Annotated in this window: 29 protein-coding genes; 19 read left to right on the top strand and 10 right to left on the bottom strand. The window is 67.8% G+C overall.

Going from position 1 to position 25,892, the window contains the following annotated elements:
- Nucleotides 1-22: 22 nt before the first annotated feature.
- The 4 genes from FWJ24_RS02465 to FWJ24_RS02450 all read left to right on the top strand — a co-directional run bounded on the left by FWJ24_RS02465 (nucleotide 23) and on the right by FWJ24_RS02450 (nucleotide 3,312).
- Nucleotides 23-478, top strand: a complete 456-nt coding sequence (locus FWJ24_RS02465) for an NAD(P) transhydrogenase subunit alpha part 2 (protein ID WP_150286181.1) — start codon at nucleotides 23-25, stop codon at nucleotides 476-478.
- Nucleotides 475-1,878 (top strand): NAD(P)(+) transhydrogenase (Re/Si-specific) subunit beta, encoded by a 1,404-nt coding sequence (locus FWJ24_RS02460; protein WP_150286180.1) that lies wholly within the window; start codon nucleotides 475-477, stop codon nucleotides 1,876-1,878. The genes FWJ24_RS02465 and FWJ24_RS02460 overlap by 4 nt, the downstream gene beginning before the upstream one ends.
- Nucleotides 1,879-1,975: 97 nt before the next feature.
- Complete coding sequence (locus FWJ24_RS02455) at nucleotides 1,976-2,827, top strand: alpha/beta hydrolase (protein ID WP_150286179.1); 852 nt, start codon at nucleotides 1,976-1,978, stop codon at nucleotides 2,825-2,827.
- Nucleotides 2,824-3,312: a GNAT family N-acetyltransferase gene (locus FWJ24_RS02450; protein WP_150286178.1), complete on the top strand. Its 489-nt coding sequence runs from the start codon at nucleotides 2,824-2,826 to the stop codon at nucleotides 3,310-3,312. The genes FWJ24_RS02455 and FWJ24_RS02450 overlap by 4 nt, the downstream gene beginning before the upstream one ends.
- A 12-nt stretch (nucleotides 3,313-3,324) precedes the next feature.
- On the opposite strand, the gene FWJ24_RS02445 is transcribed toward FWJ24_RS02450, so the two are convergent.
- Nucleotides 3,325-4,215, bottom strand: a complete 891-nt coding sequence (locus tag FWJ24_RS02445) for a tetratricopeptide repeat protein (protein ID WP_246155476.1) — start codon at nucleotides 4,213-4,215, stop codon at nucleotides 3,325-3,327.
- On the opposite strand from FWJ24_RS02445, the gene FWJ24_RS14895 reads away from it, so the two are divergent.
- Nucleotides 4,204-4,332: a hypothetical protein gene (locus FWJ24_RS14895; RefSeq protein WP_281291932.1), complete on the top strand. Its 129-nt coding sequence runs from the start codon at nucleotides 4,204-4,206 to the stop codon at nucleotides 4,330-4,332. The two genes, FWJ24_RS02445 and FWJ24_RS14895, sit on opposite strands and share 12 nt — an antisense overlap.
- A gap of 37 nt (nucleotides 4,333-4,369) precedes the next feature.
- Here FWJ24_RS14895 and rpsU read toward each other — a convergent pair whose 3' ends face one another.
- The 4 genes from rpsU to FWJ24_RS02425 form a co-directional block, all read right to left on the bottom strand.
- Entirely contained in the window at nucleotides 4,370-4,645 is a 276-nt protein-coding gene (gene rpsU / locus FWJ24_RS02440) for a 30S ribosomal protein S21 (RefSeq protein WP_246155531.1), read from the bottom strand.
- A 74-nt stretch (nucleotides 4,646-4,719) separates the two neighbouring features.
- The gene (locus FWJ24_RS02435; RefSeq protein WP_150286176.1) at nucleotides 4,720-5,793 is read right to left on the bottom strand and encodes a 5-(carboxyamino)imidazole ribonucleotide synthase; all 1,074 of its coding nucleotides are present in this window, start codon (nucleotides 5,791-5,793) and stop codon (nucleotides 4,720-4,722) included.
- 27 nt (nucleotides 5,794-5,820) lie between these two features.
- Entirely contained in the window at nucleotides 5,821-6,309 is a 489-nt protein-coding gene (purE, locus tag FWJ24_RS02430) for a 5-(carboxyamino)imidazole ribonucleotide mutase (protein WP_150286175.1), read from the bottom strand.
- Nucleotides 6,310-6,407: 98 nt separating this feature from the next.
- The gene (locus FWJ24_RS02425; protein ID WP_150286174.1) at nucleotides 6,408-6,626 is read right to left on the bottom strand and encodes a YdcH family protein; all 219 of its coding nucleotides are present in this window, start codon (nucleotides 6,624-6,626) and stop codon (nucleotides 6,408-6,410) included.
- A gap of 226 nt (nucleotides 6,627-6,852) precedes the next feature.
- Here FWJ24_RS02425 and FWJ24_RS02420 point away from each other — a divergent pair, with 226 nt between their 5' ends.
- Nucleotides 6,853-7,047, top strand: coding sequence for a YdcH family protein (locus tag FWJ24_RS02420; RefSeq protein WP_150286173.1), 195 nt, complete (start codon nucleotides 6,853-6,855; stop codon nucleotides 7,045-7,047).
- Nucleotides 7,048-7,103: 56 nt separating this feature from the next.
- On the opposite strand, the gene FWJ24_RS02415 is transcribed toward FWJ24_RS02420, so the two are convergent.
- Nucleotides 7,104-8,741, bottom strand: coding sequence for an acyl-CoA synthetase (locus FWJ24_RS02415; protein ID WP_150286172.1), 1,638 nt, complete (start codon nucleotides 8,739-8,741; stop codon nucleotides 7,104-7,106).
- A gap of 169 nt (nucleotides 8,742-8,910) precedes the next feature.
- Between FWJ24_RS02415 and tkt the strand changes: the two genes are divergently transcribed.
- The 10 genes from tkt to FWJ24_RS02365 all read left to right on the top strand — a co-directional run bounded on the left by tkt (nucleotide 8,911) and on the right by FWJ24_RS02365 (nucleotide 19,001).
- On the top strand, nucleotides 8,911-10,899 hold the full coding sequence (tkt, locus tag FWJ24_RS02410) for a transketolase (RefSeq protein ID WP_150286171.1): 1,989 nt from the start codon (nucleotides 8,911-8,913) through the stop codon (nucleotides 10,897-10,899).
- A 65-nt stretch (nucleotides 10,900-10,964) separates the two neighbouring features.
- Nucleotides 10,965-11,972, top strand: coding sequence for a type I glyceraldehyde-3-phosphate dehydrogenase (gap, locus tag FWJ24_RS02405; RefSeq protein WP_150286170.1), 1,008 nt, complete (start codon nucleotides 10,965-10,967; stop codon nucleotides 11,970-11,972).
- A gap of 26 nt (nucleotides 11,973-11,998) precedes the next feature.
- Nucleotides 11,999-12,379: a hypothetical protein gene (locus FWJ24_RS02400; protein ID WP_150286169.1), complete on the top strand. Its 381-nt coding sequence runs from the start codon at nucleotides 11,999-12,001 to the stop codon at nucleotides 12,377-12,379.
- Nucleotides 12,376-12,933, top strand: coding sequence for a hypothetical protein (locus FWJ24_RS02395; protein ID WP_150286168.1), 558 nt, complete (start codon nucleotides 12,376-12,378; stop codon nucleotides 12,931-12,933). The genes FWJ24_RS02400 and FWJ24_RS02395 overlap by 4 nt, the downstream gene beginning before the upstream one ends.
- Before the next feature lie 32 nt (nucleotides 12,934-12,965).
- On the top strand, nucleotides 12,966-14,174 hold the full coding sequence (locus FWJ24_RS02390) for a phosphoglycerate kinase (protein ID WP_150286631.1): 1,209 nt from the start codon (nucleotides 12,966-12,968) through the stop codon (nucleotides 14,172-14,174).
- Between the two features lie 27 nt (nucleotides 14,175-14,201).
- Nucleotides 14,202-15,269: a class II fructose-bisphosphate aldolase gene (gene fba, locus FWJ24_RS02385; RefSeq protein ID WP_150286167.1), complete on the top strand. Its 1,068-nt coding sequence runs from the start codon at nucleotides 14,202-14,204 to the stop codon at nucleotides 15,267-15,269.
- Between the two features lie 77 nt (nucleotides 15,270-15,346).
- Entirely contained in the window at nucleotides 15,347-15,985 is a 639-nt protein-coding gene (locus FWJ24_RS02380) for a thiamine phosphate synthase (RefSeq protein WP_150286166.1), read from the top strand.
- A gap of 71 nt (nucleotides 15,986-16,056) precedes the next feature.
- The gene (locus FWJ24_RS02375) at nucleotides 16,057-16,869 is read left to right on the top strand and encodes an inositol monophosphatase family protein (protein ID WP_150286165.1); all 813 of its coding nucleotides are present in this window, start codon (nucleotides 16,057-16,059) and stop codon (nucleotides 16,867-16,869) included.
- A 100-nt stretch (nucleotides 16,870-16,969) separates the two neighbouring features.
- Nucleotides 16,970-17,980, top strand: a complete 1,011-nt coding sequence (locus FWJ24_RS02370) for a flagellar motor protein MotA (RefSeq protein WP_150286164.1) — start codon at nucleotides 16,970-16,972, stop codon at nucleotides 17,978-17,980.
- Between the two features lies 1 nt (nucleotide 17,981).
- Complete coding sequence (locus FWJ24_RS02365) at nucleotides 17,982-19,001, top strand: peptidoglycan -binding protein (protein ID WP_150286163.1); 1,020 nt, start codon at nucleotides 17,982-17,984, stop codon at nucleotides 18,999-19,001.
- Between the two features lie 13 nt (nucleotides 19,002-19,014).
- On the opposite strand, the gene FWJ24_RS02360 is transcribed toward FWJ24_RS02365, so the two are convergent.
- Nucleotides 19,015-20,808, bottom strand: coding sequence for an ABC transporter transmembrane domain-containing protein (locus FWJ24_RS02360; protein WP_150286162.1), 1,794 nt, complete (start codon nucleotides 20,806-20,808; stop codon nucleotides 19,015-19,017).
- A gap of 179 nt (nucleotides 20,809-20,987) precedes the next feature.
- On the opposite strand from FWJ24_RS02360, the gene rpmE reads away from it, so the two are divergent.
- Nucleotides 20,988-21,218, top strand: coding sequence for a 50S ribosomal protein L31 (gene rpmE, locus FWJ24_RS02355; RefSeq protein ID WP_150286161.1), 231 nt, complete (start codon nucleotides 20,988-20,990; stop codon nucleotides 21,216-21,218).
- 117 nt (nucleotides 21,219-21,335) lie between these two features.
- Here the strand turns inward: rpmE and rcdA are convergent, their stop codons facing one another.
- Nucleotides 21,336-21,884, bottom strand: coding sequence for a protease adaptor protein RcdA (gene rcdA, locus FWJ24_RS02350; protein ID WP_246155475.1), 549 nt, complete (start codon nucleotides 21,882-21,884; stop codon nucleotides 21,336-21,338).
- A 337-nt stretch (nucleotides 21,885-22,221) separates the two neighbouring features.
- On the bottom strand, nucleotides 22,222-22,410 hold the full coding sequence (locus FWJ24_RS02345; RefSeq protein WP_150286160.1) for a DUF1192 domain-containing protein: 189 nt from the start codon (nucleotides 22,408-22,410) through the stop codon (nucleotides 22,222-22,224).
- 186 nt (nucleotides 22,411-22,596) lie between these two features.
- On the opposite strand from FWJ24_RS02345, the gene FWJ24_RS02340 reads away from it, so the two are divergent.
- Both FWJ24_RS02340 and FWJ24_RS02335 read left to right on the top strand, forming a co-directional pair.
- Nucleotides 22,597-23,274 carry a DUF1013 domain-containing protein gene (locus tag FWJ24_RS02340; RefSeq protein ID WP_150286159.1) on the top strand — a complete coding sequence of 226 codons (678 nt, stop codon included), beginning with the start codon at nucleotides 22,597-22,599 and terminating at the stop codon, nucleotides 23,272-23,274.
- 81 nt (nucleotides 23,275-23,355) lie between these two features.
- Nucleotides 23,356-23,919, top strand: a complete 564-nt coding sequence (locus FWJ24_RS02335) for a PIN domain-containing protein (RefSeq protein WP_166443561.1) — start codon at nucleotides 23,356-23,358, stop codon at nucleotides 23,917-23,919.
- A gap of 5 nt (nucleotides 23,920-23,924) precedes the next feature.
- Here FWJ24_RS02335 and FWJ24_RS02330 read toward each other — a convergent pair whose 3' ends face one another.
- Nucleotides 23,925-25,847 carry a propionyl-CoA synthetase gene (locus FWJ24_RS02330; RefSeq protein ID WP_150286157.1) on the bottom strand — a complete coding sequence of 641 codons (1,923 nt, stop codon included), beginning with the start codon at nucleotides 25,845-25,847 and terminating at the stop codon, nucleotides 23,925-23,927.
- Nucleotides 25,848-25,892 lie beyond the last annotated feature (45 nt).

The following is a 25,892-nucleotide window of genomic DNA, read 5'->3' as shown; positions in this document are numbered from 1 at the left end:
CCTCACCCGCGAGGAGACGATCATGGCAGATACCCCGCAGAAACTCCTCGAACAGGCCAAGGCGGCGCAGGCCGCGGCCGAGACGAGCCTCGCCAAGGCGCAGGCCGCGCTCCAGGCGGCCGAGAAGCTCGCCGAAGCCGGCGGCGCCGCGGCTGCGGCCGCGACCGGCGGCGCAATCGACCCGACGATCTTCCGCCTCGCGATCTTCGTCCTGGCGATCTTCGTCGGTTATTACGTCGTCTGGTCGGTCACCCCGGCGCTGCACACGCCGCTGATGAGCGTCACCAACGCGATCTCCTCGGTGATCGTCGTCGGCGCGCTGCTCGCGGTCGGCGTGCCGCTGCTGACCGAGGGGACTGGCGCCGCGCGCGGCTTCGGCTTCATCGGCCTGGTGCTCGCGGCGGTGAACATCTTCGGCGGCTTCCTCGTCACCCAGCGCATGCTCGCGATGTACAAGAAGAAGGAGGGCGGCAAGTGAACGCCAATTTCGCGAACCTCCTTTATCTCGTTTCCGGCGTCCTGTTCATCCTAGCGCTGCGCGGCCTCTCGCATCCCTCGACATCGCGGCAGGGCAACCTGTTCGGCATGACCGGCATGGGGATTGCGATGGTGACGACCATCCTGCTCTCACCGCCGGCGGGCGGCATGGCCTGGCTGCTGGTGCTGCTCGGCCTCGCGCTCGGCGGCGGCTTCGGGGCGGTGATGGCGCGCCGGGTCGAGATGACCAAGATGCCGCAGCTTGTCGCGTTCTTCCACGCGCTGGTCGGGCTTTCGGCGGTGTTCGTCGCCGCTGCGGCGCTCTATGCGCCGCAGGCGTTCGGCATCGGCGCGGTCGGCACGATCAAGAAGGCGAGCCTGTTCGAAATGGCGCTCGGCGTCGCGATCGGCGCGATCACCTTCACCGGCTCGGTCATCGCCTTCCTCAAGCTCGACGGGCGGATGAGCGGCAAGCCGATCATGCTGCCGCAGCGCCATGCGATCAACATCGCGCTCGGCGTGCTGCTCGTGGTGCTGATCGCGATGCTGATCGGCTCGGAGAGCCGCGTCGTGTTCTGGCTGGTGGTGGCGGTCAGCCTGGCGCTCGGCATCCTGCTGATCATCCCGATCGGCGGCGCGGACATGCCCGTGGTCGTCTCGATGCTCAATTCCTATTCCGGCTGGGCGGCGGCGGGCATCGGCTTCACGCTCGGCAATCTGGCGCTGATCATCACCGGCGCGCTGGTCGGCTCCTCGGGCGCGATCCTCTCCTACATCATGTGCAAGGGCATGAACCGCTCGTTCTTCTCGGTCATCCTCGGCGGCTTCGGCGGCGAGACCGCCGGCCCCGCGGGGGGAGCGCAGGAGGCGCGGCCGGTGAAGCAGGGCTCGGCCGACGATGCGGCCTTCATCATGAAGAATGCCGGCAAGGTCATCATCGTGCCGGGCTACGGCATGGCGCAGGCGCAGGCGCAGCACGCGCTGCGGGAGATGGCCGACACGCTCAAGAAGGAGGGCGTGGAGGTGAAATACGCGATCCATCCGGTCGCGGGCCGCATGCCGGGCCACATGAACGTGCTGCTGGCCGAGGCCAACGTGCCCTATGACGAGGTCTTCGAACTCGAGGACATCAACAACGAATTCGCCCAGGCCGATGTCGCCTTCGTGATCGGCGCCAACGACGTCACCAACCCCGCCGCCAAGACCGATCCGCAATCGCCGATCTACGGCATGCCGATCCTCGATGTCGAGAAGGCGGGCACCGTGCTCTTCCTCAAGCGCGGCATGGGCTCGGGCTATGCCGGCGTCGAGAACGAGCTGTTCTTCAAGAACAACACGATGATGCTGTTCGGCGACGCCAAGAAGACGACAGAGGAAATCGTGAAAGCCATGGCGCATTGAAGCGCCGGCATCCCGCGGGGCCGCTCGCGCGTATCAGGAGGGCCGCGCGGCATGCGCGGCCCTTTTTTTGTCGCCAGTTCCCGGAAATCCGCCGCCGATGACCCGTCCCGCCGCCTCCCCCCTGCCCCTCACGCGCGCGCTGCGCATCGCCCGGCTTCCGCTGCTGCTTGCTCTCCTCGTCTATCTCGGCGCGGCGGCCTACATGGCGGCCTTCCAGCGCGATTTCCTCTACAAGCCCGCGCCGGCCTGGATCGACCCCGCCGGTCAGAACCTGCCCGGTGCCGCGCGCGCGGAATTGACCATGGCGGACGGCACGCGGCTCCTCGGCTGGCGGATCGAGCCGCAATCCCCGGAAAAGCCGGTCTTCCTCTATTTCCACGGCAATGCGAACGGGCTTGACCGCCGCGCCCGCCGCTTCGGCCTGATGACGGCGGACGGTTCCGGCCTGCTCGCCATGTCCTATCGCGGCTATGGCGGCAGCGCCGGCAACCCGCGCGAGGCGACGCTCATCGCCGATGCGCGGGCGATCTATGACGATCTCGCGCGGCGCGTTCCTCCGGAGCGGATCGTGATCTTCGGCGAATCGCTTGGCACCGGCGTGGCGCTGGAACTCGCCCGCCAGGTGAAGGCCAAGGCGGTGATTCTCGACAGCCCCTATTATTCCGTCCTTCGCCGGGCCGAGGCGAGCTATCCCTGGCTGCCGGTCGCCTGGCTGCTGGTCGACGATTTCCGCTCGGATCTGCGCATCGGCGCGGTGGACGAGCCGATCCTCATCCTGCACGGGGCGGCCGACACGCTGATCCCCCCGGCCGTTTCGGAGGCTCTCGCCGCACGCGGCCGGCCGGGCCGCGTGAAACGCATCCTCTATCCCGGCGAGGGACATGTGGTGCCCTATGATCGCGGACCCGACCGCGACGTTCCGGCCTTCCTGGCGGAGCTCGCGCCATGAATTCCGGCATCCCGGTCATCCGCGCGATGCATGCCGATGACCGCGAGGCGGTCATCGATCTTATCCAGGCGCTGAACCGCCACGAGGATGCGATCACCGGCGATCGTCCGACGGATCGCGCCGCGGCGATCCAATGTCTTGCCCGCGACGAAGCACGGGCCGCGGAAACCGGCGGCACGCTGCTGGTCGCGGAAGCGGCGGGCCGCGTGCTGGGCTTCCTCGCGCTGGCGATCGAGCCCGGCATGCCGTTCATCCGCCCGGAACTGCGCCGGCACGGCCATGTCATGGAACTCGTCGTGGCGGAGGCGGCGCGCGGGCGCGGCATCGGCTCGGCGCTGCTCGCGGAGGCCGAACGGCTGACGCGCGCCGCAGGCTGCCGCGCCATGCTCATCGGCGTGGTGGCGGGCAATGCCGGCGCCGAGGCGCTCTACCGCCGGACCGGTTTCCGCCCCTACGCGCTCGAAATGCTGAAACGGCTCGACTGACGCCCGCCAGGCTCAGAAGATCCCCGAGCGGCCGCCGGACATGCCCTGCTTGGCGATCCGGTTGTTGCCGTCGATGACGAGCGCGCGCTGGAAGCTCTCCTGCGCCTCGCTCTTCTTGCCGGCGCGGTCGAGGGCGATGCCGCGCAGCGCCCAGCTATCGGCGTTCTTGTTGTCGACATTGAGCGCGGCGTTGAAATCCTCGATCGCCTGCTCGTATTTCCCGATGGCGATCAGGCTTTGCCCGCGTGCCTGGTAGGGCGGTGCGACATAGGGGTTGCGGTCGATCGCGGCGTCGAAATCGCCGATCGCGAGATTGTGCTGGCCCTGCGCCTGATAGACGAGGCCGCGGCCGTGATAGGCCTCGGCGCCGGCGGGGTTGAGCTGGATCACCCGGCCGAGATCGGCGATCGCATCGCCGAGATTGCCCTGCGCGCGGTAGAGATTGCCGCGCCCGAGATAGGCCGGATGGTAATTCGGGTCGGCGGTCAGCGCCCGGTTGAAATCCGCGAGCGCCTGATCGTTGCGATTCATCTGCCGGAAGGCGAGCGCCCGGTTCGTATAGGCGGCGGCGTAATTGGGATTGATCTGGATCGCGCGGCCGAAATCGTTCACCGCCTCCTGGAAGCGCCCGGCGCGGGCATAGGCGACGCCGCGGGTGTTGTAGGCCTGCGGGTCATTGGGGTTGCGCTGCACGACATCGGAGAGCGAAGCGATGTTGGTCTGCGCCGCCTGGGCATTCGCGGCGTCATCAACCTCGGCGATTCCGGTCGGGTTGAGGCTCTGCACCGTCTCGCAAGCTGCGAGCCCGAGCGCGAGCAGCGCTGCGAGGCCGCAGGCGCGCATCGGCCGCGCAAGGCCGGGGCCCCGCCACCCCGCCGCAATCACACCGGCATGCTCGATCATCGCGAAGCCCCCTTCTCCGCCGCGACAGCCCGTCGCGCCGCCTATGCGCAGGAATGCAGTGAAAGCATGAAAAATGGTTCAAAAAGCGGCTTCAATACGAAAAAGCGCCCGGTTTGACGAGCGCTTCCCGGATGGATCGATGGCGGCGGCGCGCTTACTTCTTCTTCGCGACGACCGGAAGCAGCCCCTCGCGCTGCATGCGCTTGCGCGCCAGCTTGCGGGCGCGGCGAACGGCCTCGGCCTTCTCGCGGGCACGCTTCTCGGAGGGCTTCTCGTAATGGCCGCGAAGCTTCATCTCGCGGAAAATGCCTTCGCGCTGCATCTTCTTCTTCAGCGCGCGCAGCGCTTGATCGACATTGTTATCGCGGACGAGGACCTGCACGTTGGCTCCAGGATCAGGTTCGGACGGAAAGAAAATGGCCCCGCACAGGGGACCAGGAGAGACAGGGCCATAGCAGAAGCGTGGACACTTGTCCACACCGCCCGCGCCCGCTGTAGCGGCAATCACGCATCCGGCCAGATCCGGTTGACATGCCCCATCTTGCGCCCGGCCCGGATGGCCTTCTTGCCGTAGAGATGGAGATGCGCGCGGCCATCGGCGAGGATCGCACGCCAATCCGCGGCCTCGTCGCCGATCAGGTTCAGCATCTCGGTCCGCCCGATCCGCGCGGTATCGCCCAGCGGCCAGCCGGCCACCGCGCGGATATGCTGTTCGAACTGGCAGGTGAAGGCGCCATCCATCGTCCAATGGCCGGAATTGTGCACGCGCGGTGCGATTTCGTTGACGAGAACCTGGCCGCCTTCGGCGTCGATCAGGAAGAACTCGACCGCGAATGTGCCGACATAATCGAGCGCCTCCGCGAGCCGCCGCGCAATATCGACCGCCGCCGCCGCCGCCGCACCGGAAATCCGCGCCGGCACCGTGGAGCGATGCAGGATATGGTTGCGGTGCTCGTTCTCGGTGACCTCGAAGGCGGCGAAGGCGCCGTCGAGCCCGCGCGTCGCGACGACCGAGACCTCGCGATCGAAGGGCACGAAGGCTTCGAGGATGCCGTCCGCGCCCCCGAGCATGGCGAAGGCCGCCTCGGCATCGCGCGGGTCGCGCAGCTTGGCCTGCCCCTTGCCGTCATAGCCGAACCGGTTGGTTTTCAGGATGGCCGGCAGGCCGATCCGCGCGAGCGCGGCATCGAGATCGGCGCGGCTGCGGATCGCGGCGAAATCCGCCGTCCGCGCGCCGAGCGCTTGCGCGAGCGCCTTCTCCGCGAGCCGTGCCTGCGCGACCTCCAGCGCCCGCGAGCCGGGGCGCACCGGCTTCAGCCTTTCGAGAAACCGCACCGTCTCGACCGGCACGTTCTCGAATTCATAGGTGATCGCCGAAACCGTGGCGGCGAAGGCGGCGAGTGCATCCTCGTCGTCATAGGCCGCGACGCTGGTGAGCGCCGAGACCTCGAAGGCCGGACTGTCCGCCTCCGGCGCGAGGATATGGCAGGAAAGCCCGAGCCGGGCGGCGGCCAGCGCGAGCATGCGCCCGAGCTGCCCGCCACCGAGAATGCCGATCATGTCGCCGGGAGCCAGCATCGATCCTCCGCGATCGGGCATGGAGAATCACGCCTCGTCGCGCGGGAACTCGGCGACCGCCTCGCTCTGCCGGCGACGCCAGGCATCGAGCCGTTCCGCGAGGGCGGGATCGCCGAGCGCGAGAATGGCGGCCGCGAGCAGGGCCGCGTTGATAGCGCCGGGCTTGCCGATCGCCAGCGTGCCGACCGGGATGCCGCCCGGCATCTGCACGATCGAGAGCAGTGAATCCTGCCCCGACAGCGCCTTCGATTCGACCGGAACGCCCAGCACCGGCAGCGGTGTCATGGCCGCGGTCATGCCCGGCAGATGCGCGGCACCGCCAGCCCCGGCGATGATGACCCGGAAGCCGGCCTCGCGCGCGCCCCGCGCGAAGGCGACGAGCCGCTCCGGCGTGCGATGCGCCGAGACAATGCGGTCCTCGTGCGCGATTGCGAGCGCGTCAAGCGTCTCGGCAGCATACCGCATGGTGGCCCAGTCCGACTGGCTGCCCATGATGATCGCGACTGGTGGCCGCATGGCGCCCCCTGGCGGAACTCCGCGACAATGGCGAATTCCGGAAAATTGAGCGAGTTAGGCGAAGTGCCCGGCCATGGCAAGCGGAATGATCGGCGGCTTCAGGCGATGATGTCGGGGGTGAGCCTATCGGCGATGGCGGCGAGCCGATCGCGCAGGTAGAGCTTGCGTTTCTTGAGCCGCTGCACCTGCAACTGGTCGAATTTCCCGAGCGATTCAAGCGCCACGATGGCCGCGTCGAGATCGCGATGCTCGCTCTCGAGGCGATGCAGTTCGATTTCCAGCGCCTGGCGTTCCTCGTCGGTCAGTTGCACCCGCATGCCCGCACCTGCCTCGCCTCGCCCGGCACTCCCGAACCGGCAGCGCCGCCCGGACAAGGAGCCTGCCTCCTCCAGCCCGGACGCTCGCACGACGTCGTTAACCCGCCGCTAACAGCGTTGTCCACAGCCCTGTTCGCCGTCGATCCGAAGCCGCCGAATCGCCTTGCGGTTGCCCGATTTTGTGCGACACTTTTTTGTCCCGACATAAGGAACGGAGGTTTCTCTCATGTCGATGACGGCTCATATCGCCGAGCTCGAGCGCAAGCATCAGGCGCTCGACAAACGCCTCACCGAGGAACTGGCGCATCCGAACCAGGACAATGTCCGGATCGCCGCGCTGAAGCGCCAGAAGCTCGTCCTGAAAGACGAGATTTCCCGCCTCAGGGGCCGCAGCGCCGCCGGGAAATCCAAGCTTCACTGAGCGGCCGGCCCAGCCCGCCGAACCGCGCTTCGGGGCCAGGCCGGGAGCCTGCCCCGTCACAGCTGGCGCGCGCGTTCGCGCAGGAGGTATTTCTGGATCTTGCCGGTCGAGGTCTTGGGCAATTCGCCGAAGATCACGGTGCGGGGCGCCTTGAACGCCGCGAGATGCGTGCGCGCATAGGCGATGATCTCCGCCTCGCTGATTTCGGCGCCCGGCCGCAGCTCGATGAAGGCGCAGGGATGCTCGCCCCATTTCTCGTCGGGACGGGCGACGACCGCGACCAGCAGCACCGCCGGATGCCGGAACAGCACATCCTCGACCTCGATCGAGGAGATGTTTTCGCCGCCGGAGATGATGATGTCCTTCGAGCGGTCCTTGAGCTGGAGATAGCCGTCCGGATGCATCACCGCGAGATCGCCGGAATGGAACCAGCCGCCGGCGAACGCCTCCTCGGTGGCCTTCGGATTCTTGAGATAGCCCTTCATCACGATATTGCCGCGGAACATCACCTCGCCCATCGTCAGCCCGTCAGCCGGCACCGGCTGCATCGTCTCCGGGTCGAGGACGTCGAGATCCTCCAGGCCGGGGTAATTGACGCCCTGCCGGGCCATGCGCGCGCCGCGCGCCGCGTCCGGCAATGAATCCCATTGCGCCTGCCATTCGTTGACCACCGCCGGCCCGTAGGTCTCGGTGAGGCCGTAGACATGCGTCACGTCGAAGCCGGCGCCCTTCATCGCCGTCAGCACGGCCTCGGGCGGCGGCGCGGCGGCGGTGATGAACTTCACTCGCTGCGGGAAGGGCCGCCGCTCGTCATCCCCGGCATTGAGCAGCGTCGACATGACGATCGGCGCGCCGCAAAGATGCGTGACGCCGTGATGCTCGATCGCCTCGAAGATCGCACCGGCGCGGACATGGCGCAGGCAGACATGCGTGCCGCCGACCGCCGAAAGCGTCCAGGGGAAGCACCAGCCGTTGCAATGGAACATCGGCAGCGTCCACAGATAGATGGGATGCCTGCCGAGATCGGTCGCGAGCGTGTTGGCGAAGCACATCAGATAGGCCGAGCGATGCGAATAGACGACACCCTTCGGGTTGCCGGTGGTGCCTGAGGTATAGTTGAGCGTGATCGCATCCCATTCATCGTCTGGCCGGGCGAAGCGCGCCTCCGGATCGCCCTGGCGGCGGAATGCCTCGACCGTCTCCGCATAAAGCGCCGGCGGCGCGACCATAGCCCCGGCCTCGCGCCATTCGGGATCGCGCTCCTCGATCACGCGCGGCGGATCCGCCATGCCCTCGATCGCGGCCCGGAGCAGGGCCGAGAATTCGGTATCGACAAACACGATCCGCGCCTCGCCATGTTCGAGGATGAAGCGGATCGTCGCCGCATCGAGCCGGGTATTGATCGTGTTGAGCACCGCGCCGAGCATCGGCACCGCGTAATGCAGTTCGAGCATCAGCGGCGTGTTCGGCAGCAGCGCCGCCACCGTGTCGCCCTTGCCGATGCCCGCTTTCACCAAAGCCGAGGCCATGCGCCGCGCGCCGGCAAGGAACGCCGCATAGGAGATGCGCGCGCCGCCATGGATGATCGCAACCCGCTCCGGGAACACCTTGGCCGCGCGTTCGAGAAAGGTTATCGGCGTCAGCGGCTGGAAATTTGCCGCCCGCCGGTTGAGCCCGTGATCATAGGCCGCCATGTCACCCCCCTCCGGATTTCGTCCGCTCCGGTTCAAGTCCGGGAGGAGATTAGGCGCGTGCCGGGTTTTCGCACAAGCAGGGCGCAATTCGGCGCGACTTGATTGACTCGGGGCCGCGGATCGCTAACGAAGGCGCCAATCGCAACAGGCTCCGGAACGAAGGAACGCCATGTTCAATCGCGCGCAGCACGACGCGATGGCCAATGCCATTCGCGCGCTTTCCATGGATGCGGTGGAGGCGGCGAAATCCGGCCATCCCGGTCTGCCGATGGGCGCGGCAGATATCGCGACCGTTCTGTTCCGCGACCACCTCGTCTTCGATCCCGCCGATCCCGCCTGGCCGAACCGCGACCGTTTCGTGCTCTCGGCCGGCCACGGCTCGATGCTGCTCTATGCGCTGCTGCACCTGATCGGCGTCAAGGGCGTGACGATCAACGACCTCAAGGCCTTCCGCCAGCTCGGATCCCGGACACCGGGCCATCCGGAATTCGGACATACCCCCGGCGTCGAGACGACGACCGGCCCGCTGGGGCAGGGGCTCGCCAACGCCGTCGGCATGGCGATGGCGGAACGCTTCCTCCAGCACCGCTTCACGAAGAAGCTCGTCGACCATCACACCTATGTGCTCGCCTCCGACGGCGACCTGATGGAGGGGATCAGCCAGGAGGCGATCACCCTTGCCGGCCATCTGCGGCTCAACAAGCTGATCGTGCTCTTCGACGACAACGGCATCTCGATCGACGGCCCGCTGAGCCTCGCCGACAGCACCGACCAGCTCCGGCGATTCGAGGCGGCCGGCTGGCGCGCCGAGCGCATCAACGGCCACGATCCTGCGGCGATCTCCGCCGCGATCGAGCGCGCCAAGACCGCGGACCGCCCCTCCCTGATCGCCTGCGTGACGACGATCGGCTACGGGGCGCCGAACAAGGCCGGCAAATCCGCGGCCCACGGCGCCCCGCTCGGCGCCGAGGAGATCCGCGGCGCGCGCGAGACGCTCGGCTGGCCGCACGGCCCCTTCGCGGTGCCGGACGAGGTGGTCCGCCTCTGGAGTGCGACGGCCGAGCGCGGCAGCGCCGCCCGCAAGGCCTGGTCGCTGCGGCTCGACCATGCCCGGCCGAAGCTCCGGGCGGAATTCGAGCGTGTCCTCTCCGGCGCCCTGCCCAAGGCCCATGCCCGGGCGATCAGGGCCGTGAAGGCCTCGGCGATTGCGGCGCCGCAGGAGATCGCGACCCGCAAGGCATCCGAGCTGACGCTCGAGGCGCTCTCTCCCGCCATTCCCGAACTGATCTCCGGCTCGGCGGATCTCACCGGCTCGAACAACACCCGCACCCGCGACATGGGCGTGGTGAAGCCGGGCGATTTCTCCGGCCGCTTCGTGCATTACGGCATCCGCGAGCATGCGATGGCCGCGGCGATGAACGGGATGGCGCTGCATGGCGGGCTGATCCCGGCCTCGGGCACCTTCCTCGTCTTCTCGGATTATTGCCGGCCCGCAATCCGCCTCTCGGCGCTGATGAACCAGCGCGTCATCTACGTCATGACGCATGATTCGATCGGCGTCGGCGAGGATGGCCCGACGCATCAGCCGGTGGAGCATCTGGCCGCCCTGCGCGCCATTCCCAATTGCGACGTGTTCCGCCCCTGCGACCTGACCGAAACCGCCGAGGCCTGGGATTGCGCGCTCCAGAACAAGTCCGGCCCGTCGGTTCTCGCGCTAACGCGCCAGAACCTGCCGCAATTGCGCAAGGATGCGGGGCCGCGCAACCTCTCCGCGCTCGGAGCCTACGAATTGCTGGGCGCCGATGGCCGGGCGGAGGTCTCGATCTTCGCTTCCGGCTCGGAGGTGAGCCTCGCGGTTCGGGCACGCGCCGAGCTGCTGCGGCTCGGCATCCTCGCCCGTGTCGTCTCCGTCCCCTGCCTCGACCGCTTCCTTGCCCAGCCCGAGGCCTACCGGAAGAAGGTCATCGGCCGCGCGAAGGTGAAGATCGCCTGCGAAGCCGCGATCCGCATGGGCTGGGACGCGATCATCGGCACCGACGGGATTTTCATCGGCATGAGCGGCTTCGGTGCCTCGGGCCCGGCCGCCAAGGTTTACCAACATTTCGGAATTACCGCCGAGGCGATCGTCGCGGCGGCTATGGAGCGCGTGAAGCGCTGATCGGCACGGCCCATCCACGCACTCGGCGTGGGGACGGGCATGCCCATAAGGGCCAGGAGAATGAAATGACGGTTCGGGTAGCGATCAACGGGTTCGGGCGCATCGGCCGCAACGTGCTGCGCGCCATCGTGGAATCGGGCCGCAAGGACATTCAGGTCGTCGCGATCAACGATCTCGGGCCGGTCGAGACCAATGCCCATCTCGTGCGGTTCGATTCGGTTCATGGCCGGTTTCCCGGCACGGTGACGGTGGCGGGCGACACGATCGATGTCGGCACCGGCCCGATCAAGGTCACCGCGATCCGCGATCCCGGCCAGCTTCCGCACCGGGAACTCGGGGTCGACATCGCGATGGAGTGCACCGGCATCTTCACCGCCAGGGACAAGGCGGCCGCGCATCTCGAGGCCGGCGCGAAGCGGGTGCTCGTTTCCGCTCCGGCGGATGGCGCCGATCTCACGGTCGTCTACGGCGTCAACCACACCAAGCTGACGAAGGATCATCTCGTCGTCTCCAACGCCTCCTGCACCACCAATTGCCTCTCGCCGGTCGCGAAAGTGCTGCACGAGGCGGTCGGGATCGAGCGCGGCATGATGACGACGATCCATTCCTATACCGGCGACCAGCCGACGCTCGACACGATGCACAAGGATCTCTACCGCGGCCGCGCCGCGGCGCTGTCGATGATCCCGACCTCGACCGGCGCCGCCAAGGCGGTCGGCCTCGTGCTGCCGGAACTCAACGGCCGGCTCGACGGCATCGCGATCCGCGTGCCGACGCCGAATGTCTCGGTGGTGGACCTGAAATTCCTCGCCAAGCGCGAGACGACGAAGGACGAGGTGAACGCGGCGATCAAGGCGGCGGCCGATGGGCCGCTCAAGGGCATTCTCGGCTATACCAACCACCCGAATGTCTCGGTCGATTTCAACCACGATCCGCATTCCTCGATCTTCCACATGGACCAGACCAAGGTGATGGGCGGGACGATGGTCTCCATCCTCGCCTGGTATGACAACGAATGGGGCTTCTCCAACCGCATGTCCGACACGGCGGTGGCGATGGCGAAGCTGATCTGACGACAACCGCAGCACGGGAGCGGGCCATGAACGATCGTATCGAGCCGAGCATCGGGGTTGATCCGACCGCGGAGCCGGCACCGGCGCCGAAGGCCGCTCCCCGTTCCGCCCTCGACCAATTGTCGCGGATCGAGGACAAGGCCGCGCGGATCGAGGAAAAGTTCGCGCGCTATGAAGCGGTGTTCGGCCGCGCGCAGGACAATCTCGACCGCGCCGCCCAGCGTGTCGAGGAGGCGGCGCGCGGGGTCGACGCCGCCGAGCTCGCGGCCGAGGTAGGGCGGCTGCGCAAAACCGTCGCCAAGGTGCCGCGCTTCTCCGCGCTCATCGCCACCGCCTTCGTCACGGCGGCGGCCACGACGATCCTCGTCGTGCTGGTGTTGAGGCTGTTTCCGGGGCTCGCGAAATGAGGCGCGTCGCCGCGCTCGCCGCCGCCCTTGCCGGGCTGGGGGCCGCGGGCGCCGCATCGGCCTTCGACGACGCCACCACGGGGTTCGGCCTCGCGCCGCCTCCCGGCTATTCCGCCACCCGGACCGGCCATCGCCGGCAGTTCGATATCGGGGTCGGGCTGAACCCGATCGCGGGGCGGCCGACGAAGGCAGGCACCGGGGATTATCTCTGCGAGGCAGGGTTCAAGCAGGCCGAAGCCAACGCCAAGCTCTCCCGCGCCGAGATCAACGCGCTGATCGAGCGGCCGGAATGGGTCAATCTCGCCAAGGCCGCGTTCGAATTCGTGTTCCGCATCACCGATGAGGGCCGCTTCACCCTCCGGGGCTATCGCGGGCTCGAACTGCTCGCTGCGCCCAAGGCCGGCCCGGACCACGAGAATGTCCGCGTCTTCGTCTCGCTCGCGGAGACGCCGAAAGGACGCGTGACGCTGATCTGCGCCACGACCCGCGCCGAATTCGCGGCGGCGCTGGCGGATTTCCGCGCCATCCGCGCCGGCATCCGCCTTCCCGAATGATTGAGGCCAGGACCATGATTGAGGCCAGGACCATGACCACTTTCCGCACGCTCGACGATTTGGAGCCCAAGGGCAAGCGCGTGCTGGTGCGCGTCGATCTCAACGTGCCGATGGAGGATGGGCGGGTCACCGACGCCACGCGCCTCGACCGCATCCTGCCGACACTGCGCGATATCGCCGGGCGCGGCGGCCGGGTTATCCTCCTCGCGCATTTCGGCCGGCCGAAGGGCGAGAATTTCGCCGAGCGCGCCAACCCCGCCGAGAGCCTCGCCCCCGTCGCGGCGGAACTCGCCCGCCGGCTCGGCCAGCCCGTCGCCTTTGCGCGGAACTGTGTTGGCGAGGAGGCGGAAGCCGCCGTCGCCGCCCTGCGCGACGGGGAGATCCTCTGCCTCGAGAACACGCGCTTCCATTCCGGCGAGGAGAAGAACCGGCCGGCCCTGGTCGAGGCCATGGCGAAGCTCGGCGATGCCTATGTCAACGACGCCTTCTCCGCCGCGCATCGCGCCCACGCTTCCACCGAGGGTCTTGCCCATGCCCTGCCGGCCTATGCCGGGCGGACGATGGAAGCGGAACTGAAAGCACTCGACGCCGCGCTCGGCAATCCGAAGCGCCCCGTGATGGCCATTGTCGGTGGCGCCAAGGTCTCGACCAAGCTCGATCTGCTCGGCAATCTCGTGACCAAGGTCGATTGCCTCGTCATCGGCGGCGGCATGGCGAACACCTTCCTCGCCGCGCGCGGCATCCCTGTCGGAAAGAGCCTCTGCGAGCATGATCTCGCCGAAACCGCCCGCGCGATCAAGGAGAAGGCCCGAATTTCTGGATGCGAAATCCTTCTGCCGGTTGATGCTTTGCTAGCAAAAGAGTTTCGGGCGCATGCCGATCACCGCGTCGGCGATGTCTCGCATGTCCTGCCGGACGAGATGATCCTCGATATCGGCCCGAAATCCGTGGCGGCGATCGAATCGGCACTGGACCGGATGGCCACCCTGGTCTGGAACGGCCCGGTCGGCGCCTTCGAGCTTCAACCCTTCGATTCCGGCACGGTTGCCATCGCCCGCAAGGCCGCGAACCTCACCGATGCAGGCCGGCTCGTTTCGGTGGCGGGCGGCGGCGACACGGTCGCGGCGCTCAATGCCGCCCATGCCGCCGAGGAGATGTCCTATGTCTCGACCGCCGGCGGCGCCTTCCTCGAATGGATGGAGGGCAAGGACCTGCCGGGCGTGAAGGCGCTCATGAAATAAGCCGGCTTACCATAAGAGGGAAACGACATGGCCCGTATCACCCTTCGCCAATTGCTCGACCATGCCGCCGAGCATGATTACGGCGTTCCCGCCTTCAACATCAACAACATGGAGCAGGCGCTGGCCATCATGGCGGCCTGCGATGCGGTCGATGCGCCGGTGATCATCCAGGCAAGCCGCGGCGCGCGTGCCTATGCCCACGACATCATGCTCAAGCACATGATGGACGCGGTGACCGAAATCTACCCGCATATCCCGGTCTGCGTGCATCTCGACCACGGCAATGAGCCGGCAACCTGCATGACCGCGATCCAGGCCGGCTTCACCTCGGTGATGATGGACGGCTCGCTCAAGGCCGACGGCAAGACGCCGGGCGACTGGGATTACAATGTCGGCGTGACGAAAAAGGTCGTCGAGATGGCCCATCTCGGCGGGATTTCGGTCGAGGGCGAACTCGGGGTGCTGGGCAGCCTCGAAACCGGGATGGGCGACAAGGAAGACGGCCATGGCGCCGAAGGCAAGCTCAGCCACGACCAGCTTCTCACCAACCCGGACGAGGCGGTCAAGTTCGTGAAGGAAACCAAGGTCGATGCGCTCGCAATCGCCATGGGCACCAGCCACGGCGCCTACAAGTTCTCGCGCAAACCGGACGGCGCGATCCTCGCGATGCATGTGATCGAGGAAATCCACCGCAAGCTTCCCAATACCCATCTCGTGATGCATGGCTCGTCGAGCGTGCCGCAGGACTTGCAGGACATCATCAACCGGTTCGGCGGCAAGATGAAGCCGACCTGGGGCGTCCCGGTGGAAGAGATCCAGCGCGGCATCAAGAACGGCGTCCGCAAGATCAACATCGACACCGACAACCGCATGGCGATGACCGGGCAGATCCGCCGCGTGCTTGCGGAGGAACCCGGCGAGTTCGACCCGCGCAAATATCTCAAGCCGGCCATGGAGGCGATGACCAGGCTCTGCCGCCAGCGGCTCGAGGAATTCAACACCGCCGGCCAGGCGGGCAAGATCAAGAAGATCGTCCCGCTCGCCGAGATGGCGAAGCGCTACGCCTCGGGCGATCTCGACCCGAAGATCGCGTAACACCCTCACCTTCCGTCCGCGAAGGGCGAGTGCCGCCGGCATTCGCCCTTCGTCGTCTTTTATGGCATGCTTCTGACATGGTTCCGCAATTTTTCCTCATCACGCCCCCCGTCGCCGACCCGCAGGCCTTCCGGCCGCTGCTCGAATCCGTGATCGCGACCGGAGCGCTGGATGTCGTGCTGCTGCGCCTCGCGCCGCAGGCCGATCCGAAACGGGTCATCCCGCCGCTGAGGCCGCTCGTCCAGGAGGCGGGAATCGCCCTGCTGATCGAGGCGCCGGAGGATCCGCGCCTCGTCGCCCGGCTCGGGATCGACGGCGTGCATGTCGCCGCCCCCGGCCCACGCCTCGCGGAGGCGGTCGCGGCGCTGAAGCCGGACCGGATCGTCGGCATCGGCGGGCTCAAGGCGCGGCACGACGCGATGGAGGCCGGCGAGATGGACGTGGATTACGTGATGTTCGGCGAGCCGCGCGGCGACGGCTCGGTGCCGCCGCTTGCGCAGGTCGTCGAGCGGGCGGAATGGTGGGCCGCGATCTTCAACACGCCCTGCATCGCCTACGCCCCGGATCTCGAATCGGTCGCTCCGCTCGCCGCCACCGGCGCGGAATTCATCGCGCTGGGCCCCTGGCTCTTCGAGACGGCGGACCCGGCGGAGACGATCGCCCGCGCCCGCCGCGCGGCCAAGGCCCGCGCCGCCGGCCCCGCCCCGGCACCCTGAGCCCACCGGGCTTGCCTTCGGCGCCGATTTCCGCGACAGCCTTCCCGCCCCTTTCCGAACCGGAACGCCCCATGCTGCGCTCACCGCTGATGAATGTCATGACCGCCGCCGCGCTCAAGGCCGGCAAGGGCCTCAAGCGCGATTTCGCCGAGCTTGCGAGCCTGACCATCTCCAAGAAGGGGCCGGGCGATTTCGTCTCGGAGGCCGACAAGCGCGCCGAGCGCATCCTGTTCCAGGAATTGTCGAAGGCGCGGCCCGGCTACGGCTTCCTGATGGAGGAGGAGGGCGCGGTTGAGGGCAGCGACAAGACCCATCGCTTCATCATCGACCCGCTCGACGGCACGACCAACTTCCTGCACGGAATCGCGCAATTCGCGATCTCGATCGGCCTCGAACGGGATGGGGAGATCGTCGCCGGGCTGGTCTACAACCCCGCGACCGAGGAGATGTTCATCGCCGAGAAGGGACAGGGCGCCTTCGCGACGGGACCGACGAGCCGCGACAATTTCCGCCTGCGCGTCTCGCCGCGCAAGGATATGGCCGAGGCGGTGATCGGCTGCGGCGTCCCGCATGCCGGGCGCGGCGACCCCGCTTTGTTCGTGCGCGAGCTTGCCGGCATCATGCCGCGTTGCGCCGGCATCCGCCGCATGGGCGCGGCGGCGCTTGATCTCGCCTTTGTCGCGGCAGGCCGGCTCGACGGGTTCTGGGAGCGCAACCTCTCGCCCTGGGACATGGCGGCCGGCATCCTGCTCATCCGCGAGGCGGGCGGTTTCGCGACCGCGCCGGACGGCTCGGCCGCGATCTTCGACGGCCGCGCCGTCACCGCCGGCAACGAGGCGATCCACGCCGAATTGTTGCACCTCCTCGCCAAGGCGCGGGCCTGAACGCCTTTCATCCAAGATTGCCATCGGCGTGTTATCGGTCTTGACTACCGGCGCGGGCAGGCCCGTGATTCCGGGCGGATCCGACGGCAAGGATGAAAGCATGGCAAAACCGCGCGGCAGCCGAACCCTGACCTCTCCGGGGCTCTTCCTGTTCCGCATGATCGTGTTTCTCGTGCTGGCCGGGCTGATCCTGCTGGTGATCCAGAAACAGGTCATCGTCGCCTTCTGGGCGAATGCAGCGCTCAACAGCGTCATCCTGCTGGTGCTGCTGCTCGGCATCGTGTTCTCGCTGGCGCAGGTGACGCGGCTCTTCCGCGAGATCCGCTGGGTGAACAGCCGCATCCATCCCGACGAGACCCGGCCCGCCCCGCCCGAGCCGCTGCTGCTGGCGCCGATGGCCGCGCTACTCGGCGACCGCGCCGGCCGGACGGGCATCTCGACCCTCACCCTGCGCTCGGTGCTGGATTCGATCGGCGGTCGGCTCGACGAATCGCGCGAACTCGCGCGCTATCTCACCGGGCTGCTGGTGTTCCTCGGTCTGCTCGGCACGTTCTGGGGCTTGATCGAAACCGTGAGTTCGATCGGCGGCGTGATCGAGAAACTGCCGAGCGCCGGCGACAACAACACGCTGTTCGATGAATTGAAGCGCAGCCTCGCCGCGCCGCTCGGCGGCATGGGCATCGCGTTCTCGTCCTCGCTGTTCGGGCTCGCCGGTTCGCTGACGCTGGGCTTCCTCGATCTCCAGGCCGGGCAGGCCCAGAGCCGCTTCTTCTACGAGGTCGAGGAATGGCTCTCCTCGACCGTTCAGGACCAGCCCGCGGGCGGCGGCGCCCCCGCCGAACTGCGCCAGACGCTCGACGGCATCTCGCGCGCGGTGAGCGAAGCCGGGGCGGGGCGCAATGCCAGCCAGGCGATCGCCAGCCTCGCCGAGGGCATCCAGGCCATGGTCCAGCACATGCGCAACGAGCAGCAGATGATCCGGACCTGGGTCGAGGCGCAGGCCGCCCAGCAGGCCGATCTCAAGCGGTTGCTCGAGAAGCTCACCCGGGAGGAGCGGCCCGCATCCCCGGCCCGCGATCCCGCGCCCGCCGGCGAGAAGCGGAGCGAGTGACATGGCGCTCGGACGGACCCGAGGCCGCGAGCGCGGCATCGATTACTGGCCGGGCTTCGTCGACGCGCTCTCGACCCTGCTGCTGGTCTTCATCTTCCTGCTCGCCGTCTTCATGCTCGGGCAGTTCTTCATCAGCCGCGAGATCGCCGGCAAGGATGATTTCCTCCAGCGCCTCAACCAGCGCATCGCCGAACTGACCGATCTCCTGGCGCTGGAGAAAACCTCGAAGGAGGAGGGCGAGCGCCGCCTCACCGCGCTGGTCGCGACGCTCGAGGCCGAGCGCGCCGAGCGCGAGCGCCTCGCCGGCATCGCCGCCGGGATCGGACGCGAGCAGGACCGCGCCTCCGAACTCGTCCGCGCGGTCGAAAACGAGCGCAACATCGCCGCACGCGCCCTGCGCGAGGTCGAGCTGCTCAACCAGCAAGTCGCGGCGATGCGGCAGCAATTGCAGGCGCTCGAAAACGCGCTCGCCACCGCCGAGACGCGCGAGAAGGACGCGCAGGTCCGGATCGCCGATCTTGGTAGCCGGCTTAACGTCGCTCTGGCACAGCGCGTCCAGGAGCTGAGCCGCTACCGCTCGGACTTTTTCGGGCGGCTGCGCACGGTGCTCGGCAATCGGCCGGATGTCCGCATCGTCGGCGACCGCTTCGTCTTTCAGTCGGAAATCTTCTTCGGTTCGGGCGCCGATGAACTGGAGAATGCCGGCAAGGAGGAGCTCGACAAGCTGGCCGGCGCGCTGAGCGAACTGGAGCGCACGATCCCGCCCGACATCGCCTGGGTCGCGCGGATCGACGGGCACACCGACAAGCGCCCGCTATCGGGCCTCGGCCGCTTCAAGGACAATTGGGAACTCTCCTCGGCGCGCGCCATTGCCGTGGTGCGCTATCTCGCCTCGAAGGGCGTTTCGCCGCAGCGGCTGGTCGCCGCCGGGTTCGGCGAATTCGCGCCGATCGATTTCGGCGACAGCCCGGAAGCGCTCGCCCGCAACCGTCGCCTGGAGCTGAAGCTCACCGAACGTTGATCCGCGCACCCGCTCAGGCGGCGGTGAACTGGAGCGCGGCGAGGCGCGCATAAAGGCCGCCGGCGGCGTTCAGCGTCTCATGCGTGCCCTCCTCGACGATCCGGCCGCGATCCAGCACGAGGATGCGGTCCGCGTCCCGGATCGTCGCCAGCCGATGCGCGATGACGAGAGCCGTGCGCCCCGCCATGGCCCGCGCGAGCGCCGCCTGCACCGCGCGCTCGTTCTCGGCATCGAGCGCCGAGGTCGCCTCGTCGAGGATCAGGATCGGCGCGTCGCGCAGGATGGCGCGGGCGATCGCGATCCGCTGCCGCTCACCGCCGGACAGCGTGATGCCGCGCTCGCCGACCAGGGTCGAGAGCCCCTCCGGCAGGCGCGCGGTGAACGCCGTCACCGCCGCCTGCTCGGCCGCGGCCTGCACGGCCTCGTCATCGGCTTCCGGCCGCGCGAGGCGGATATTCTCGGCGATTGTCTCGGCGAAGATCACCGGATCCTGCGGCACCATGGCGATCAGGCCGCGCAGCTCCGCAAGCCGCATCCGCGCCACCGGCACGTCGTCGATCAGGATGGCGCCGGCATCGGGGTCGTAGAACCGCATCAGGAGCTGGAAGATCGAGGTCTTGCCGGCGCCCGACGGCCCGACGATCGCGACCCTTTCGCCTGGCCGGATCACGAGATCGAGCGGCCCCAGGACCGGCCGGTCCGGTGCGCCGGGATAGGCGAAGCGGATCCCCTCGAACCGGATCGCGCCGCGCGCCGGCCGCATCGGCGCAAGCGGCGCTGCCGGCTCGACCACCCGCGGCTCGGTCGCCAGCAGGTCCGCCAGCCGCCCGGCCGCGCCGCTCGCCTGCGCAAGTTCGCCATAGACTTCGGAAAGCTGGCCGAGCGCGCTGGCCGCGAACACCGCGAAGAGCACGAATTGCGACAGCCGCCCGGCGGTCATCTCACCAGCGATCACCGCCTTGGCGCCGGTCCAGAGCACGAAGGTGATGCTCGCGAAAACGAGGAAGATGAGCACGCCCGTCAGCCAGGCGCGCGCGGTGGTGGCGCCGCGCGCCGCGTCATAGGCCGCCTCGACCACCGCGGCGAAGCGCCGCCCCGCCGCCGCCTCGCCGCCGAGCCCCTGCACCACCCGCACCGCGCCGATGCGCTCGGACGCGAAGGCCACGGCCTCGGCAAGGCTGTCCTGCGCCGCGCGCGAACGGCGGCTCACGCCGCGGCCGGCCGCGACCAGCGGCAGCACGATGGCCGGAATCGCCAGCAGCACATAGGCGGACAATGTCGGCGAGGTCACGATCATCATCACCACTGCGCCGACAAGCAGGATGAGGTTGCGCAGCGCGATCGAGGCGCTGGCGCCGAAGGTCGATTTGAGCTGCACCGTATCAGCTGTGAGGCGCGAGACGATCTCGCCCGATCGGGCGGAGTCGAAGAAGGCGCCGTCGAGCCGCATGATCCGGTCGAACACCGCCGTCCGCAGCCTCGCGACGACGCGCTCCCCGATGGTCATCACCAGATAATAGCGCAGGCTCGAAGCCAGCGCGAGGCCGAGCGTCAGCAGCACGATCACCCCGAAATAGGCGTCGACAAGGCTGCGCGCATCGGCGGAGAACCCGAAATCGACCATCCGCCGCACGGCAAGGGGCACCGCGAGGGTGATGGCCGCGGCGGCCGCCAGCGCGGCGAGCGCCAGCACGATCCGACCGCGCTCGGCCGCGAGAAAGGGGGCGAGCCGGGCGAGCGATCCGAAATCGAGGCGTGGCCGGCGGCCGGGTTTCGCCTCATCCTGCGCGAGCGTCGCGTCGGTCATGCCGGGCGCATCCTTGTCTGTGGCGGCTGGCCGCCTGCTTCGGCCGAGGTTTGGCCGCTCGGTGCTTGTCCCGTCAAGCGCTCTCATGTATAGGGCGCTCTTCCGAACATGATCCGAGGGTCCGGACGGCCGAAATCCCGCCGCCGCCAGCCCGGTTTTTGACGAAAGGCGCGAGCGCGATGAAGGCCGACATCCATCCCGAATACCATTTCATCAAGGTCGTGATGACCGACGGAACCGAGTTCGTGACGCGCTCGACCTATGGCAGCGCCAATGACACGCTCAACCTCGACATCGACCCGAAGACGCATCCGGCCTGGACCGGCGGCAACCAGCAGCTGATGGATCGCGGCGGCCGCGTCTCGAAGTTCAACTCGAAATTCGGCGGCCTCACCTTCGGGAAGAAGTAAGCGGCCGGTTCCCGACCGCAGCGCCAGCCGACCGGACGAAAACCCGCAACAAAAGCCCGCCGGGATGCGCCCCGGCGGGCTTTTCGCATGAGCGGCGGATGCGGTGGGCGGATGACGTCAGCCGCGGCCGAACGCCGCCGCCAATGCGCCGATCTGCCCGGCGACCGGGTTGAGCGGCTCGGCCATGCGCTGGCCCTTGAGATCGGCATCAATGCGCTGGATGCGCTCCTGCAGGCGCTGGGAATGATCGATCAGTTCCAGGAGCCGGGCCGGCAATTGCTGGAAGATCTCCGGCGCCGTGCGCGATTCCGGCATGGCGATCACCACCCGCCGATGCTCGCGCTCGGCATCGTTGCGGGTGAGTTCGCCCTCATTGACCGCACGCTGGAGCAGCAGCCACGACGTGAGCTGCATCAGCCGCGTGGTGAGCCGCATGCTCTCGCTGGCATAGGCGAGCGCGATGGTGCGGTCGAGAATCTTCGATTGCTGCCGCCCCTCGCCGTCGAGATAGGCGGCCGTCGCCTCGACCAGCGCCATCCCCTCGCGGAACAGCGTCATGAACGCATCGGAGGCGAGCATCTTCTCCGTGAAGGAGACGGCACCCTCGTGTTCGGATGGGGAAAGGGGGCCGATGCCTGTCATGGGCTCGCGGGTCTTGTCCTGCATCGTCGGATCTCCGGTCTCCTTGTGCCACGCCGGGGCGGGCGCTGCCGATGCGGAGGGTTTCTGCAAGACTAACACCAAGCCTCGATGTCGAAACGAGGGCCGTGCCGGAATGGTTAACGCGCGCGACAAAAAAAGGACCGCCGAAGCGGTCCTGATGAAGTCCAACAGGGAGGCGTCAAACAGAGCGGCAGGAGCCACTCGGGATCCGGCGAGCCGGAACGGTTTCAGGATTAACCGGAAGCGCTTAACGCCGCGTTAAATTCGGAGAATTTTCATCAAATGCATGCGACATTCCTGTAACCCTATGAATTTCCACATCCTTCACGCTGATCACCCGTCAGGACCGGAAGAGCGCATCGGCCGCCGCCTGGCTGACGAGCTTGCCCGCCCGCGCCGCCTCGAGGCGCTGGATCTCGGCTTTCAGCATCTCCACCCGCGCGTCGATCTCGGCAACGGAGAGCGGCGCGAGATCCTGCCCGATTTCATGCGCGGCGGCTTTGCGTGGACGGTTCTCCTCCTCGAACATGCTGTCGCTCCCTTGCGGCCTTCAGGCGCTGCTTGCATGGCTCAATTCCGAACAGTATAAAGCGATATTCCCAATTTGGCATCGAGACTTTCTCGCTGCGGGCCGCCCGGGGAAGGCGGCGCGGACGAAGAATCGCATGCATTTCGGCCCGCGAGAGGCCGGACGAACGCTCAGGAGCCGAAAAACATGGCCACCCTCCTCATGCCGAAGGCGACCGCGGTCTGGCTGGTCGAGAACACCGCGCTGACCTTCGACCAGATCGCCGCCTTCTGCGCGCTGCACCCGCTCGAGGTGAAGGGAATCGCGGATGGCGACGTCGCGGCCGGGATGAAGGGCCTTGATCCCGTGCAGGCCGGCCAGCTCTCCCGCGAGGAGATCGAGCGCGGCGAGGCCGATCCCGATTACCGGCTCAAGGTGCTGGAGCCGAAGGTCCGGCTGCCCGATCTCAAGCGCACCAAGGGGCCGCGTTACACCCCGGTCTCGAAGCGGCAGGACCGACCGAACGCCATCCAATGGCTGCTCAAGAACCATCCCGAGCTGAAAGACAGCCAGATCATCCGCCTCGTCGGCACGACCAAATCGACGATCCAGTCGGTCCGCGAGCGCACGCACTGGAATTCGGGCAATCTCCAGCCGCTCGACCCGGTGACGCTGGGGCTGTGCACGCAGATGGACCTCGATCTCGAGGTGAGCCGCTCCGCCAAGGACCGGCCGGCGCCGTCGCCTGTGGAAACCGGCGCGACGCTGATCCCCGCCGAGATGACGACCGCCGCCGAGCCGCCACGCCGGAAGGCCGAGCTCGATATCGAGCATGTCTTCGCGAACCTCAAGGAGACGCGGCGCGACGACGATTCCGAGGGCTGATCCCGCCGGCATATCCGGATACACCAAAAAGTAGCAATAGGCGAGTTATGCTACTTTTGAGTGCATTTGTGGAGTGCTGCCTTGCCCTGCCTGATCGATACCTGCGTGCTGCGGGAACTGCATCTGCGCCGCCCCTATTGGCGGGTTCGCCGCGCCATCGATGACCTCTGGCTGGAAGATATCCATCTCTCGATCGTGACCTTCGCGATCATGGAGGGCGGCGTGCTGCGCCTGCCGGAGGAGTTCAAGCAGCGCCGCGTGCGCGGCTGGATGCGGGAAATCCGCCGCAAACTGGGCGCGAACCTGCACGGCATCGATTACGAGACGGCGATCCTCTGGGGGCAGATCATGACCTCCGCCGCGCGCCGGGAACTGCGCCTGCCCTATCCCGACGGGTTGATCGCCGCCACCGCCAAGCGCCACGGCCTCAAGGTCATGACCCGCAATGTCGGAAACTTCGTGCCCTTCGGGATCGAGGTCTTCGATCCCTGGGCCGATCCCAAGGAGAGCGGCTACGATTTCGGCGAGGAGCCGGCAAGCGACACGCCCGAGCCGGGCTCGACCAGTGCCGAACTCGCCATGCCGCTCGAACCCGGGGACGCGGAAACAGCCGGATTGGCGACGGCCACACCGGCCGCCGCCTGATCCGCTCAGCCGGGGCGATGCGCCTGTTTCAGGACGTCCCCGATCTCGTCGAGGATCGCGGGGTCGTCGATCGTCGCGGGCATGGTCCAGGGCTCGCCATCGGCGATCTTCTTCATCGTCCCCCGCAGGATCTTGCCCGAGCGCGTCTTCGGCAGGCGCCCGACGACGAGCGCCGTCTTGAAAGCCGCGACCGGGCCGATTTGATCCCGCACCCGCGCCACGCATTCCTGCGCGATCGTGTCAGGGGCGATGTTGACGCCGGCCTTTAGCACCACGAAGCCGAGCGGGACCTCGCCCTTCAGGCTGTCGCGGGCGCCGATCACCGCGCACTCGGCCACCGCCGGATGCCCGGCGAGCACCTCCTCCATCCCGCCGGTCGAGAGGCGGTGGCCGGCGACATTGATGATGTCGTCGGTGCGCCCCATGATGAAGAGATAGCCGTCGGCGTCGCGATAGCCGGCATCCGAGGTGCTGTAATAACCGGGGAATTCGGCGAGATAGCTGTCCTGGAAGCGCTCGTCCGCCTGCCAGAGCGTCGGCAGGCAGCCTGGCGGCAGCGGCAGGCGGATCGCGATCGACCCCATCGTGCCGGGCGCGACCGGGCGGCCGGTCTCGTCGAGGATCTGCACGTCATGGCCCGGCATCGGCACCGTTGGCGATCCGTGCTTCACGGGAAGAAGACCGAGGCCGAGCGGGTTGCCGGCGATCGCCCAGCCGGTCTCGGTCTGCCACCAATGATCGATCACCGGGACCTTGAGCATCGCTTCGGCCCATTTGACCGTATCCGGGTCGGCGCGCTCGCCGGCAAGGAACAGCGCCTTGAACCGCGTAAGGTCATAGCGCTTCAGATGCGCTCCGTCCGGATCCTCCTTGCGGATCGCGCGGAACGCGGTCGGCGCGGTGAAGAGCACGCGGACATCATGCTCGGCGATCACCCGCCAGAACGCGCCGGGATCGGGCGTGCCGACCGGCTTGCCCTCGTAGAGGATCGTGGTGCAGCCCTTCAGCAGCGGGCCGTAAACGATGTAGCTGTGGCCGACGACCCAGCCGACATCCGAGGCCGCCCAGTAGACATCGCCCGCCTCGACGCCGTAGAGCGCGCCCATCGTCCAGTGCAGCGCCACCATGTGGCCGCCGGTATCGCGCACCACGCCCTTGGGCCGGCCGGTCGTGCCGGAGGTGTAGAGGATATAGAGCGGGTCCGTTGCGTGCATCGGCTCGGGCGGCAGCGGGCCAGCGCCGCCCGCGATCACCTCCTGCCGCAGCGCTGCCCAATCATGGTCGCGGCCCGCCGCCAGCGTCGCCGGGGCCTGCTCGCGCGCAAGGATGAGGCAGGATTCCGGCTTGTGCCGCGCCTCGTCGATCGCGCGGTCGAGCAGCGGCTTGTAGGGCACGATCCGCCCCGGCTCGATCCCGCAGGAGGCGGCGAGGATCACCTTCGGCCGCGCATCGTCGATCCGGGTCGCGAGTTCATGCGCCGCGAAGCCGCCGAACACCACCGAATGCACGGCGCCGATCCGCGCGCAGGCGAGCATCCCGATCACCGCCTCGGGCACCATCGGCATGTAGAGGATGACACGGTCTCCCTTCGCAACGCCAAGCCGCCGCAGCATGTGTCCGGCGATCTCGACCTCGCGCAGCAAGTCGCGATAGCTCAGCTCGCGTCGGGCACCGGCAAGGGGCGAATCGTAGATCAGCGCCTTGCGCGCGCCATGGCCTGCAGCAACATGCCGGTCGAGGCAGTTCGCAGTGGTGTTGCAGATCCCGTCCGGGAACCAGCGGCCATAGATCCCGGCGGCCGGGTCGAACGCGGTCCGCGGCGGCTCGATCCATTCGAGATCGGCGGCGGCGGCGAGCCAGAACCCTTCCGGGTCCTCCCGCCAGGCCTGGTATGTCGCGTGGTATCCCGGATGCGCCCCGGCTTTCATGGTCGAACCTCCCGCGTTCTTGCTCTTGGCGTTGTTTTACCGCGT

It is taken from the genome of Rhabdaerophilum calidifontis, from assembly GCF_008641065.1.
Classification (GTDB): domain Bacteria; phylum Pseudomonadota; class Alphaproteobacteria; order Rhizobiales; family Beijerinckiaceae; genus Rhabdaerophilum; species Rhabdaerophilum calidifontis.
The sequence above is the reverse complement of the archived record's forward strand: the minus strand, read 5'-3'. Positions and strand labels throughout refer to the sequence as shown.